This window comes from Streptomyces typhae, from assembly GCF_009755605.1.
Classification (GTDB): Bacteria; Actinomycetota; Actinomycetes; order Streptomycetales; family Streptomycetaceae; genus Streptomyces; species Streptomyces typhae.
Window position 1 is genome coordinate 12,679 of sequence record NZ_WPNZ01000033.1, and the last position, 13,476, is coordinate 26,154.

The following is a 13,476-nucleotide window of genomic DNA, read 5'->3' on the forward strand; positions in this document are numbered from 1 at the left end:
GTCAGGGCGTCAGGGCGCGGTCCACCAGGGGGCCCGCGGCGCCGGGATACGCGGTCGGGTCGCACAGCTCGGCCAGTTCCCCGGCGCCGAAGTGGGCTTTGAGGTCCGGGAGTTCGGCGAGGGTCTCGGGGAGCGGGCGGCCTGTCCGGGCGGCGGTCGAGGTGGCCTCGGTGAGCAGGTGCTTCGCGGCGGCCTTGCCCACGTGGGGCGCGAGCCGGGCCGCGATCCGCTCGGAGACCAGGCGGCTGCCGGTGAGGTCCAGGTTGGCGCGCATCCGGTCCGGGTCCACCCGGAGCCCCTCGGCCAGCTCCGCCGCGGTGTGCGCGGCGCCGCCGGTGAGGCGCAGGCACTCGCGCAGGAGCAGCCACTCGGCGTGCCAGACGCCTGCCGACCGCTCGTCCTCGGTGACCAGACACTGCGTCAGGGCTCCTGCCATGGCAGGTACTTGGAGCGCGGCGGCGCGGATCATCGTGGAGAGGACCGGGTTCTGCTTGTGCGGCATGGCCGACGATCCGCCCCGTCCGGCGACCGGCGCCTCCGCGGCCTCGGCGACCTCGGTGCGTGCCAGCGACTGCACGTCCACGGCGAAGCGGCCGAGGGCGCCGCAGGTGAAGGCCAGCACGGAGGCGAGGTCGGCCACGGGTGCGCGCAGCGAGTGCCAGGGCAGGACCGGCACGGCGAGCCCGGTCTCGGCGGCGAACGCGGCGGCGAGCCGGTCGTGGTAGTCGTCGCCGGGGACGGCGGCACCGTCGACGCGGGCGTACTCCAGGTACCCGGCGAGCGTGCCCGCCGCGCCGCCCAGGGACACCGGCAGGCCGCCGTCGAGCAGCCGGTCGACGCGCAGGGTCGCGTCCCGCAGCAGTTCGCGCCAGCCCGCCGCCTTCAGGCCGAAGGTGGTGGGCACGGCCTGAAGGCCGAGGGTGCGGCCCGCCATCGGGGTGTCACGGTGGGCGCGGGCGAGGGCGCCGAGTGCGGCCACGCAGCGCTCCAGGTCGGCGCGGACGATGCGCAGCGTACGGGCGGCCACCAGCATGGCGCCGGTGTCGAACACGTCCTGGCTGGTGGAGCCCCGGTGCACATGGTCCGCGGCGGCGGGGTCGAGGTCCGCGACCACTTCGGTGAACGCCCGCACCAGGCCGACCACCGGGTTGGCGGTCTCCCGCGAGGCCAGGGCCAGGGCCCGCACGTCGAGGGCGGCGCGCGCCGCGGCCCGCCCGATGGCGTCCGCGGCCGCCGCGGGCACGGCCCCGAGCCGGGCCTGGGCCCGCGCGAGGGCGGCCTCCGCGTCGAGCATGGCCCGCACCCACGCCACGTCGCCTGTGGCCGCCTCCGCGGGGGTGCCCGCGCGGACCGGGGAGAGCAGTCCGGTGTCGCCTGTGGCGCCGGGCGGGAGTCCCGTGTCGCTCGTGGCGTCGGGCGGGAGTCCCGTGTCGCCCATGACGCCGGGCAGGAGTCCGGTGTTCCGCGTACCGTCCGCCCCCGTCACACGATCACCCCGAGCAGGTCGGTGTCGGCCGCGGCCGGGCGCACCTCGCCGGGGACCCGGGTCGCCGGTGGCAGGCCCAGGGCGGCGCGGGCGACGGCGTCGGAGTCGCCGAGGGTCACCGAGTCCACGCCGGGGCGGATGCCGGCCGCCGTCACCCAGTGCACGGACTCGGTGGGGACGCCGAAGGCGAAGCGCCGCGGGTGGCTGCGGCCGCGCGAGTCGAGGAGGTGGTACGGGCGCTCGCTGACGGCGAGGCCGCCCGTCTCGTAGCTGGTGCCGCAGTCGCCGGGGACGCGGTAGGGGGCCGCCTGCTCGGTGGCGAGGAGGTGGCGCAGCAGGGGGTCCTCGGTGCGGCGCAGGTCGGGGTCGGGCAGCCGGGCCTCGATCAGCGCCCTGGCGCGGACCGGGGGCCCCGGCACCGTGCTGGACTCGGCGACGAAGGAGGGGTCGGCGGCGTCGAAGCGTATCTCCGTGCCGGGCCCGGTGAGTTCGAGCACGCCCGCGTCGATGAGCGCGATCATCTCCTCGATGCGCGAGGCGGGCGGGCCGATGGACAGGAAGGCGTTGAGCGGGGTGTACCAGCCCTCCAGGTCGTCGCGGTGCGAGTTGCCCTCCAGGCCGCCGTGGTCGACGGCGACACGGATCTCGTTGCGCAGGTCGCGCAGCACGTCGAGGGCGGCCTTGAGGGGGCCGTCGACGTTGCCCGCGCGGGCGGCCGCCACATCGCGCACCAGGTGGGCGCGCAGCCACGTACGGAACTCGGCGCGGTCGGCGAACCGGGCACGGGCCAGCGGCGTCGCCACCCGCTCCCAGTCCCAGCGGTCCTCGGGCGCGATGCCGTACGCGTCGAGCAGCGCGTCCGTCGCCGCTCCGGCGGACGGGGCTTCCTCGCCGGGCAGGGCCGCCGCATTGGACAGGCCCGCGTCGCCGCTCCGGCCGAGCGCCAGGTACCGGTCCGTGAACGGCCCGGCATCGGCGGCGCGGCCGAGGGACGTCAGGAGGGTGGCGTAGTAGACGCTCTCGGTCTCCCGGCGGATCAGGGGCCACAGGTCGGTGGTGAACCGCAGCCGCTCACCGCTCGCCGACCGCGCCCGCAGCCCCGCGATGTACTCGGCGGTCAGCAGCCGCGGCAGATGGCGGCCGTGGGCGCCCTTCTGGTTCTCGCCGCGGGCGTGGTAGGGGACCCCGCGCCGTGAACTGGCGAAGATCCGGGGCTCGCGGCCCGACGGGCGGTAGCGCAGCCCGCCGTCGTCGGCGCGCACGAACACGCCGCCCCGGCCGTGCGTGAACAGGGCCATGTAGTCGAAGAAGTTGAGCCCCAGGCCGCGGACGAGCACCGGCTCGCCGGGACCGATCGCGTCCAGGTCGACGTCGGCCGGGTTGGCGGGGGTGAGGTAGGTCAGGTAGTGGATGCGGGCGAGGGCCGCCGTCCGCTCCTGGCGCGGCGTCAGCCTGGTGGGCACGTGCCCCTGGGTCAGCACGATCGCGTCGAGGTCGTGCAGCCGGGTGCCGTCGGCGAGGCGTACGCCCTGGGGGCCGCCGGCGATCCCGTGGGTGTCGGCCATGGCGACGGCCCGCGAGGGGTGGACACGCACCCGGACGTGCGCCGGGGCGCTGTCCACCACGCGCCGGAAGCAGTCGTGGAGGTAGTGCCCGTAGAAGGCCCGCGTCGGATAGGAGTCAGGGCCGAGCGAACGCGCCTCGGCGAGCGCCCATTCCTCGACGCCGCCGCTGTCGGCACCGCCGCTTTCGGCACCGCCGCTGCCGGCACCGCCGCTGTCGGCACCGAGCAGGGCGAGCTCCCGGGCCCACTCGTACAGGCTCGGCCCCGGCTCGATCGGCCCCTCGATCCGGGCGCTCCGGTCGGTGAACACGGTGACCTGCGAGGCGACCGTGTTCATCAGCAGGTGTCGGGACTGGTCGGTGCGCCACACGCCGCCCGCGCCGGGCGCCGCCGGGTCGACGATGTGCACGACGACCGAGGCGCGGGTCGGAGCGTGCCGTTCGTTCGCGCACAGCCGTTCCAGGACGGACAGTCCCCTCGGACCGCCGCCGACAATGCAGATCTCCACGGATCTGCTGCTCCATCCGCTGCTCATGGATACTCCAATGCGGTCCGGAATTTCCCCGGATCATCGCAAGTGACGGCGGAGACCGGTCAACGGAGAACGAGCGGGTCCGTCAAGTCGGCGGCGTACGCGCGACGGTGGGCCGCCTACGCCTGCCCTTTCCCTTTTCCCTTTTCGGAACCGGACCTGACGCATTCCGGCGGGCTTCGCACAGCCCCGGCGCAATTCCCTGCATGCTGCCCCTCATGCGTGCCGCCTTCATCGAGCGACTCGGCGCACCGGACGAAATCCGCTGCGCCGAATTCCCCGACCCCCGGCCCGGCCCGACCGACGTCCTGGTCGAGGTCGCCGCCACCACCGTCAACCCCGTCGACACCTTCGTGCGGTCCGGTGTGTTCCGTACGCCGCTGCCGCTGCCCCTCGTGGTCGGCCGCGACCTGGTCGGCACCGTCCGCGAGGCCGGTACCGGCGCGCCGGGCTTCGCACCCGGCGACCGGGTGTGGTGCAACAGCCTCGGGCACGGCGGGCGGCAGGGCGCCGCCGCCGAGCTGGCCGCCGTCCCCGCCGACCGGCTGTACCACCTGCCGCCGGGCGTGGACACCGCGACCGCGGTGGCCGTGCTGCACCCGGCGGGCACCGCGTATCTGGCCCTGCGCACGCACGCCCGGGTGCGGCCGGGCGAGACCGTCCTCGTGGCCGGGGCCGCGGGCAACGTGGGCAGCGCCCTGGTCACCCTGGCCGTCGACGCGGGCGCCCGCGTGGTGGGCACGGCGTCGGCGGGTGACGCCGCGTATGTGCGCTCCCTCGGAGCCGCCGAGGTCTTCGACTACCGGGACCCCGACCTCCCGGGGCGGCTGCGCGGCGCCTGCCCGTCCGGGGCGGACGTGTACGTGGACTCGTACGGGACCAACGATCTCACCGGTGCCGTGGACCTGCTCGCCCCGCGCGGCAGGATCGTCCTGCTCGCCGGGGTCGCGGCACGCCCCGTGTTCCCCGTCGGGCCGTTCTACATGAAGGACGCGTCCGTGCTCGGCTTCGTCATCTCGCACGCCACGACCGCCGAACTCGCCGCCGCGGCGGACACGGTCAACCGGCTGCTCGCCGCGGGCCGGCTGCGGCCCCGCCGCACCGAGCACGTCCCGCTCGACGCCCTGGCCGAGGCGCACCGCCGGATGGAGCGGGGCGAACTGCGCGGCAGGCGGCTCGTCGTGCGCCCCGGCACCCGGCGGCCCGGCCCGCCGGACGGCGACGCCCCCACGGCCGCGGCGGCCACAGGGGCTCACCGGGCCGCGGCGGCCACCGAGTAGACCCCCACGACCACTGGCGGGACCGCCCGCAGGAGGAGTGCGATGTCACACATAGTGGTAGTCGGCGGCGGCATTGGCGGCCTGGCCGTCACGCTGGGCCTGGCCCGGCGCGGGCACCGCGTGACGGTCCTGGAGCGCCGCGAGGAGTTCTCCGAACTGGGCGCGGGCATCCAGTTGGCCCCGAACGCCTTCCACGCCCTCGACCGGCTCGGCGTGGGCCACGCGGTGCGCGCCCGTGCCGTGTTCATCGACGAACTGCGCCTGTTCGACGGCACCACCGGCGAGCGGATCACTTCCATGCCGCTCACCGAGTCCTACCGCGACCGCTACGGCAATCCGTACGCCGTGGTGCACCGCACGGACCTCTACCTGCCGCTCCTCGAAGCCTGCCGTCCGCTGCCCAACGTCGAGCTCCTGACGGGCTCCCATGTCGTCGGCTACGAACAGGACCCGGCGGGGGCGACCGTCCTGCTCGCCGGGGACCTGCGGCTGACCGCCGACGCGGTGCTCGGCGCCGACGGGCTGCGCTCCGCCGTCCGCGCCCGCCTGATCGGCGACGGCGCGCCGCAGGTGTCGGGGCACACCATCTACCGCTCCGTGATCCCCATGGAGCGGGTCCCCGCCGAGCTGCGCTCCAACTCCGTGTCCCTGTGGGCGGGCCCCAAGTGGCACTTCGTGCACTATCCGATCAGCGGCGGCCGCCTGCTCAACCTCGCGGCCACCCGCGACGACGGCGCCACCGAGGCCGTCACCGGCGTCCCGGCCGGGCGCGCCCTGGTGCGCGCGCAGTTCCCGGAGTTGAGCCCCGCCGCCCGGCGGCTGCTCGACCTCGGCGACGACTGGCGCCGGTGGGTGCTGTGCGACCGGGCGCCCGTCGACGACTGGGTGGACGGCCGCGTCGCCCTGCTCGGCGACGCGGCGCACCCCATGCTCCAGTACGCGGCCCAGGGCGCCTGCCAGGCCCTGGAGGACGCGGTGCTCCTCGCCGATCTCCTCGGGGACGCGGACCGCCGCGACAGCGGCGGACCGCTCGCACCGGTCGGGATCGAAAGGGCCCTGAAGGCCTACAACGTGCGCCGCCGTCCCCGGACCGCCAAAGCCCAATGGGTGGCACGGGAATTGGGCCGCCAGGTGTACCACCCGGTGGGCGCGGCCGCGGCACGACGCAATGCGGCGCTCTCCGCGCTGTCCAGTGAGCAATTGTACGAAATGGTCGACTGGCTGCACGGTGCACGCGATTACGCGCGGGTCACCGGCACGACGGACAGGATTCCGGCATGACCGACTACACACGTGAAGGCGTCACGACATTCGACGTGCGCGCGGAGACCTTCGTGGCGGTACCGCCCGACAAGGTCTACGACACGGTGAGCGATCTCGCCCGCAGCGCCGAGTGGAGCGTCGAGTGCCGGGGCGGCACCTGGGTGCGCGGGGTGCCCCGCGAGGTGGGCTCCGTCTTCCGCGGCGACAACGAACGCTCGGCGGAACCCGTCGCCTGGGCGCCGGTCGTCCGTGGCTCCTGGCGGACCGAGGCCGAGGTCGTCGAGGCCGTGCCCGGCAAGGTGTTCCGCTGGGTCGTCCTCGACAGCGCGCGCAACCGCCAGGAGAGCACCTGGTCCTTCGAGATCGAGGCGGTGGCGGGCGGTTCGCTGCTGACCCACCACTACCGCCTGGGGCGGCTGACCGAGGGCCTGGCGAAGATCTTCTCGGCGGGCCTGGACGAGGGCGGCCGTGAGCGCTTCGTCCGCGAGTGGAACGCGAAGCTGGCCGCCGACGTCCGCGCGACCGTCGAGCACCTCAAGTACGTCCTGGAGAAGGGCTGACTCGCACGCACGCCCTGGAGAAGGGCCGACTGGCACGCACGCCCTGGAGAAGGACTGATCCCCCGGCACGTCCCGGAGAAGGACCGGCCCCCGCCGAGACCCCGGCATCGATCCCCCGGATGCCGGCCCACGCCGCCCTCCCGCGCTCCCTCCGCGCGGGAGGGCGGCGTCATGTCCGGCCCGCTCCGGCAGGATCCGGCCCGCTCCGGCAGGACCCGGCAGGACCCGGCACTACCGGGGGCGTAACGCCCCGCCGAGCCCCCACCCGGGGAGTACACGAGGTGTCCACCGGCGGCCGACGCGGCGGGGCGCACCTCCCGCGGAAGGTAGCAGCGTGGAATCACAGACCGTCGACCTCGCCCGCTGGCAGTTCGCACTCACCGCCGGCGGCCACTTCCTCTTCGTATCCCTGACCATCGGCCTCGCCACCGTGCTCGCCGTGCTGCAGACCCGCGCGACGCTCCGCGGCGGGCAACCCGTCCATCTGCGCATGGTGCGCTACTGGGGACGGCTCTACGTCATCAACTACGCCGTGGGCATCGTCACGGGCCTCGTGATGGAGTTCCAGTTCGGGATGGCGTGGAGCGGCCTCGGCAAGTTCGCCGGGGACGTCTTCGGCTCCTCGCTCGCCCTGGAGACCGTCCTCGCGTTCTTCGTCGAATCGACCTTCCTGGCCCTGTGGATGCTCGGCTGGGGCCGCTTCAACAAGTGGGTGCACCTCGGGGTGCTGTGGGTGGTCACCCTCACCGCCTACCTGTCGGCCTACTGGGTCCTCGTGACCAACGGCTTCCTGAGCCGGCCCACCGGTTACGCGAAGCGGGCCGACGGCACCCTCGAACTGGCCGACACCGCCGAGCTGCTCACCAACCCGAGCACCCTGCTCGCGTTCGGCCACATCCTCGGCGGCTCCCTGCTGACCGCCGCCGTGTTCATGGCCGGGGTGAGCGCCTACCACTACCGCAAGGGCACCGCCGACCCGGACGGCCTGCTGCGGCGGTCGCTGCGCATCGGGGTGTTCGCCGGCGTGCCCGCGCTCCTCGTCACGGTGGCCTTCGGCGGCATGCAGTTCGGCGAGACGGAGGAGTGGCAGCCGATGAAGGCCGCCGTCTTCGACGACGACAAGGCCGAGATGGCGAAGCTTCAGGCCGAGATGGTGCAGCGCTTCGGCCCCGGCGACTACGTGCCGCCCGAGGCGCTGACCCGCGGCGCGGGACTCCTGATGGTCCTCGTGTTCGTCGTGCTGATCGTCGCGGCCCTCGCCGGTGTCGTCCTCGCCTCCTTCCGGCGCCTGGCCGTGAAGTCGCGGCGCTGGCACCTGTTCCTGATGATCCTGGTGCCGCTGCCGTACGTGGCGATGATCGCGGGCTGGGTGTTCCGCGAGGCGGGCCGCCAACCCTGGATCGTCTACGGCCTGTTGCGCACCGAGGACGCCGTCTCCCAGGTCTCGACGGGCCGCATGTGGCTGTCCCTGATCGTCTTCGTGCCGCTGTTCCTGGCGCTGGTCGTGGGCCACTGGTGGGTGCTGCTGCGGGCGGTCCGCGAAGGGCCGCGGGAGCAGCAGCCCGCCGCCGTATCCACCGAACCCGCGCCCGCCGTCACGGCGTACTGAGGAGGCACCACGCTCATGGACACGCTCGCAACCACCCTGCTCGGCTTCTTCTTCGCCGGCTACTTCGTCCTCGGCGGTGCCGACATCGGGCTCGGCATGCTCGCGCCCTACCTGGGCCGCGGCCGTGACGAGAGACAGCACGTCACCTCCACGATGGCGCCCCTGTTCCTGGCCAACGAGGTCTGGCTGGTCGCGTCGGTGGGAGTCTTCATCGGCGCGTTCCCCGAGCTGGAGGGCGACGTCCTCAGCGGGCTGCTGCCGGTCTTCGTGCCGCTGGTCGCCGGTTGGGTCGTGCGCGACGCCGGTCTGTGGTGGCGCGTCACGGGCGGCCCCGCCGCCGCGGACTGGCTGGTCGCGGGCGGCAGCTGGGTCGCGGCGGGCAGCTGGGGTTGGGTGCTCGCCTCCCTGCTCAACGACTCCCCGACCGAGCCGACCTCGCCCGGCCTCGGCGCGCTCACCACGCTGTTCGTCCTGCTGCTCTTCCTCGCCCACGGCCTGGCGTTCGCCACGCTGCGGCTCACCGGCGCGCCGCTCCAGCGCGCGCTGCGCCTCACCGGGCGCGCCCGGTACCCCTTCGCGCTGACCTCGGTGGTGATCGCCACCCTGGCGGTCCTCGCCGGTGCGCGGCTCCCGCTGTCCGAGCACGCGGCGAGCGACACCTCCCTGAAGCTCCTGGTGCCGGTGTCCCTGGTCGTCCTGCCGCTGCTCGCGGGCGCCCACCTGTGGCTGTGGCGCCTGGTGCGCCGCGGCGGCGGCCTCCAGCCGACGTCGCTGTTCTGACGCGTCGCCCTGCCCCTTCTGTCCTGCTCACCTTGCCCATCCAGCACCCGTACGGGAGAGAGTCACATGGCCCTGACCGAGAAGCCCCTCGACAGCCGGGAGGCGGGTGCCTCGCCACCCGCGAGGCCCGGCGTGTTCGCCCGGACCGCCCGGTTCGCGCACCGCCGCCGCTGGCTGGCGCTGACCCTGTGGGTCGTCGTGCTCGTCGGCGTCTGGGGCGCCGCGTCCGGCGGCGACGACTACCGCGAGAACTACACGCTGCCCGGCACCGAGTCGCAGGCGGCATCCGACCTCCTGGACCGCAGCAGCGAGACCAAGACGGGCGACAGCCTCCAGGTCGTGCTGCACGACAAGGACGGGCTGCGCGAGCCCGCGGTCCAGGACCGCGTCGACAAGATGCTCGCCGAGGTCGCGAAGCTGCCCAAGGTGACCCAGGTGCGCAGCCTCTACGAGGACAAGGCCGCCATCTCCGCAGACGGGAGGATCGGCTACGCGACGGTCGTCCTCGACGTCACCTCGGCCAACATGCCGCGCGGGGACACCGAACGCATCCTGGACGCCGTCAAGACGGTGGAGGGACAGGGCCTGCAGGCCGAACTGGGCGGCGGCGCCGCCCGCAAGCTCGCCGCCGGCGAGGGCGGCATGGGCGAGATGATCGGCCTGGTCTTCGCGCTCGTCATCCTGGTGTTCATGTTCGGCACCCTGATCGCCGCCGGACTGCCCATCATCACCGCGCTGTTCGCCGTCGGCTCGACGCTCGCGGTGATCGTGGTCGCCTCGCACTTCGTCACCATCGCCGACTACACGCCGTACGTGATGATGCTGGTCGGCCTGGGCGTCGGCATCGACTACGCGCTGCTGATCTTCGCCCGTTTCCGCAGCGAACTCGCCCGTGGCGATAGCCACGAGGACGCCACGGTCAAGGCCCTCGACTCCGCCGGGCGCACCGCGTTCTTCGCGGGCTCCACGGTCATCCTGGCGCTGCTCGGCCTGGTCGCGCTCGGTCTCGGCTCGTTGCAGGGCATGGCGCTCTCGGTGGCGCTCACGGTCCTGGTGACGCTGCTCGCCTCGCTCACGCTGCTGCCCGCGCTGCTCGGCATCTTCGGCAAGCGCTTCGCCCGGCAGTTCGCCACGCGGGACGCCAAGCGGGCCGCCAAGCGGCGCCCGGCGGCGGGCACGGGCTGGCGCGCGTTCGCCACCCGGGTGCAGCGCAAGCCGCTGGCCGTGCTCATCGCCGGGCTCGTGGTGACCTGCGCGCTGGCGTTCCCGGCGCTGAGTCTGCGCCTCGGCTTCACGGACGCGGGCAACGACAAGCCCGACTCGACCAGCCGCCAGGCCTACGACCTGCTGTCCCAGGGCTTCGGTCCGGGCTTCAACGGCCCGCTGTACGTGGTCGTCGAGGGCGAGAACGGCGCCGGGAAGCCCGCCGCGGCCATCGCGAAGACCCTGAACGGCACCAAGGGCGTCGCCGCCGCCACCGGGCCGCTGCCCACGGACGACGCGAACGTGGCCACGGTCATGACGTTCCCGACGAGCTCGCCGCAGGACGAGGGCACCTCCGACCTCGTCGACCGGTTGCGCGACGACGTCCTGCCGCGGGCCGCCGAGGAGACGGGCGCCCGCTATCTGGTCGGCGGCGCCACCGCGGCCAGCGAGGACTACTCCGCGAAGGTCGCCGACCGGATGCCGGTCTTCATGGCCATCGTGGTCGGGCTCTCCCTGGTGCTCCTGATGGTGGTCTTCCGCTCGGTGCTCATCCCCCTGAAGGCGGCGCTCCTGAACCTCCTGAGCATCGGGGCGGCGCTCGGCGCGATCTCCCTGGTGTTCCAGCACGGGATGTTCGGCGTCGAGCCGGGACCGATCGAGGCGTATCTGCCGGTCGTCATCTTCGCCATCGTCTTCGGCCTGTCGATGGACTACGAGATCTTCCTGGTGTCGCGGATCCAGGAGGAGTGGCAGCGCGCCAAGGATCCGACGGTCGCGGTCCGTGAGGGCCTCGGGCACACCGGGTCGGTCATCATCGCCGCGGGCGCCATCATGGTCGTGGTGTTCGGCTCCTTCATGCTGAGCCCGGAGCGGATGCTCCAGCAGCTCGGCTTCGGCATGGCGGTGGCCATCTTCGTGGACGTCCTCGTCATCCGGTGCCTGATCGTGCCGGCCGTGATGCAGCTGCTCGGCAAGCGGGCCTGGTGGCTGCCGGCGCCCCTGGCGAAGGTGCTGCCGAGGGTCGACCTCGAAAAGCACTGACGGCACGGACGGCGCTGACGGCGCCGAAGGGGCCCGGTCCCCGGCGGGAGGTTCCGCCGGGGACCGGGCCCCTTCTTGTGTGCCCGCGGTCGTGCCCGCGGTCGTGCCCGCGGTCGTGCCCGCGGTCGTGCTCGCAGTGGTGCCCGCGGTGCGGTTCAGCCGGTCTGTGCCCCGGGTGCCGGGCGCCCGTCCAGCGACCTGCCCACCTTGTGCAGGCGCAGCGCGAGCTGGAGTTCGAGGGACGGTCCCGGCTGCTGCCAGTCGGGGCCGAGGAGCTGCCCGATGCGCTCCAGGCGGCGGCCCACCGTGTTCGGGTGCACTTGCAGCGCCTCGGCCGCGTGGGTGGGACTCGCGCCCGCCGCGAAGTAGGCCTCCAGGGTGGCGGCGAGGTTGGTGGAGCGCTGCTCGTCGTAGCTGATGATCGGGCCGAGGGTCTGCTCGATGAACGCCCCGATGTCGCGGTTGCCGCCGAGCAGCATGCCGACGAAGCCGAGCTCGTCGACCGTGGCGGGCGTCGCCGTGTCCTCCTTGCCGAGGCCCGTCAGGACGTCCAGGCACACCACCGCCTCCTGATAGGCGGCGATCAGCTCCTTGGGCCCGCCGTGGGCGGATGCCGCGCCCGCGGGCACCGGCCTGCCCATCATCTCGCCGAGCCGCTGCATCACGTCCCGGGCGGCCTCCCTCGGATCGGCGTGCGGTAGGAGCAGGATCAGGTGCCCGTCGTGGATCGTCTTGGCGCCCCCGCGGAGCCAGACGAAGGTGGACGCCCACGTCGAGAGCCGGTGCCGGTCGCCGACCTGCACCCGGGTGACGATCACCGCGTGCCGGGTGCTCAGGTCGATCCCGAGGCGCTGGAGCCGCCGATGCCAGCGGCGGCTGGACGGCAACCCGTTGATCAGGTCCTCCAGCGCCTCGTCGCGGACCTTGCGGTCGTCCGACTCGCCGCTGCGGTTCAGGACGGCGAGGATGCCCGCGGCCCGGACGGCGTAGCGGACCAGGGCCGGGTCGGGCTTGCGGTACGCCTCGTGGCAGCGGAGCACGAGCGCCCCGAGGTCCTGGTCGTTGACGCGTACGGGTGCGACGGTGACGCCGCCGGGCAGCTCGACGTTGCGCTGCTCGGAGCGGGCCGTGAAGGTGGCGGCGGCGAGTTCCTCCTCGTCGCCCTCCCAGGGACGGCCGGAGTGGGCGACGACGTCGTCCCGCTCGCCGCGCAGCCACACCGAGCCGCCGAGCGCCTCGCTCACGGCGGTGGCGAAGGCGGCCGTGTCGATGCCCTCGGTGGCGAGTTCGAGGAGCCTGCCGCCGCGGTCGGCGGTCTGCTGCCGGCTCCGGTCGCGGGCCCGCAGCCGGTCGACCTCCGTGGTGAGGTCGGCGACCCGGCCGTGGGTGCACGTCACGGCCCGCAGCCACTTCACGGCGGCGGAGCCGTAGTCGGCGAGGGTGGACATCAGCGCCACCTCGTCGGCCGTGTAGGAGCGCGGGCCGCGGTCGCCGCCGAAGAGGACACCGACGACGTTGTCACCGACGCGCAGCGGCACCGCGAGGACGGCGGTGAGGCCCTCCTCCAGGACGATGGACTCGACCTGCTCGGACCGCTGGATGGTGTCGTCGCGCAGATAGTCGCCGGTCCACACGGCCGACCTGGCGACGGAGCCGATGGCGCTGAGGCCCTGCCACGCGGGGATGCGGGCCGTGCCGTTGCGGTCGGCGATGGCCCCGTCGTTGGCCCGGACGCACACGCTGTCCTGGCCGGAGAGGTCGAGGAGCATCACCCACGCCATGTCGCAGTGCAGGAGCAGCCGCGAGCGGCGCACCATGGCCGTCAGGAGCGCGTCCAGGTCCTCCTGCTCGGCCAGTTCGCGGGCGGTGTCGATGAGGACGGCCAGTTCGTTCTTGCGGCGGTCCAGATCGGTCGTGCGCTGTTCGATGCCCAGGGCGAGTTCCTTGGCACGCTCCAGTTCGTCGAGGACGTGCGGCGGGGCGCCGCCGCGCCGCGCGTCCGTCGTGGGCCGGCTGAACGCGCTGCGGGGCGCTCTCGCCGCCAGAAGTTCCAGATAGGTGTGAACGCCACTTAAGTTGGCGGTGACTTGAGACATCACACTCCGTGCTGTGCGCAGTGGACGCTCCGTCGGCAAGGTGCGGCTGAGCGACAGAG

At 73.7% G+C, this 13,476-nt stretch carries 9 protein-coding genes; 6 read left to right on the top strand and 3 right to left on the bottom strand.

The genetic code is table 11. The annotated features are described in order from the left end of the window. Position 1: 1 nt before the first annotated feature. Together GPA10_RS38220 and GPA10_RS38225 are read right to left on the bottom strand one after the other, a co-directional pair. Complete coding sequence (locus GPA10_RS38220) at positions 2–1,438, bottom strand: nitrosuccinate lyase (protein WP_157169478.1); 1,437 nt, start codon at positions 1,436–1,438, stop codon at positions 2–4. 44 nt (positions 1,439–1,482) lie between these two features. Then, entirely contained in the window at positions 1,483–3,585 is a 2,103-nt protein-coding gene (locus tag GPA10_RS38225) for an FAD/NAD(P)-binding protein (protein WP_157169442.1), read from the bottom strand. A gap of 215 nt (positions 3,586–3,800) precedes the next feature. Here GPA10_RS38225 and GPA10_RS38230 point away from each other — a divergent pair, with 215 nt between their 5' ends. The 6 genes from GPA10_RS38230 (at position 3,801) to GPA10_RS38255 (ending at position 11,321) form a co-directional block, all read left to right on the top strand. Continuing rightward, positions 3,801–4,862: an NADPH:quinone reductase gene (locus GPA10_RS38230; RefSeq protein WP_157169443.1), complete on the top strand. Its 1,062-nt coding sequence runs from the start codon at positions 3,801–3,803 to the stop codon at positions 4,860–4,862. A gap of 42 nt (positions 4,863–4,904) precedes the next feature. Continuing rightward, the gene (locus GPA10_RS38235; protein WP_157169444.1) at positions 4,905–6,143 is read left to right on the top strand and encodes a 3-hydroxybenzoate 6-monooxygenase; all 1,239 of its coding nucleotides are present in this window, start codon (positions 4,905–4,907) and stop codon (positions 6,141–6,143) included. Then, complete coding sequence (locus GPA10_RS38240; RefSeq protein WP_157169445.1) at positions 6,140–6,685, top strand: SRPBCC family protein; 546 nt, start codon at positions 6,140–6,142, stop codon at positions 6,683–6,685. The genes GPA10_RS38235 and GPA10_RS38240 overlap by 4 nt, the downstream gene beginning before the upstream one ends. Before the next feature lie 334 nt (positions 6,686–7,019). Next, entirely contained in the window at positions 7,020–8,294 is a 1,275-nt protein-coding gene (locus tag GPA10_RS38245; protein ID WP_343041787.1) for a cytochrome ubiquinol oxidase subunit I, read from the top strand. Between the two features lie 15 nt (positions 8,295–8,309). Continuing rightward, positions 8,310–9,074 (top strand): cytochrome d ubiquinol oxidase subunit II, encoded by a 765-nt coding sequence (locus GPA10_RS38250; protein WP_058845488.1) that lies wholly within the window; start codon positions 8,310–8,312, stop codon positions 9,072–9,074. 66 nt (positions 9,075–9,140) lie between these two features. Further along, on the top strand, positions 9,141–11,321 hold the full coding sequence (locus GPA10_RS38255) for an MMPL family transporter (RefSeq protein WP_157169446.1): 2,181 nt from the start codon (positions 9,141–9,143) through the stop codon (positions 11,319–11,321). A gap of 155 nt (positions 11,322–11,476) precedes the next feature. Here GPA10_RS38255 and GPA10_RS38260 read toward each other — a convergent pair whose 3' ends face one another. Continuing rightward, positions 11,477–13,417, bottom strand: a complete 1,941-nt coding sequence (locus GPA10_RS38260) for a helix-turn-helix domain-containing protein (RefSeq protein WP_157169447.1) — start codon at positions 13,415–13,417, stop codon at positions 11,477–11,479. Positions 13,418–13,476: the final 59 nt, after the last annotated feature.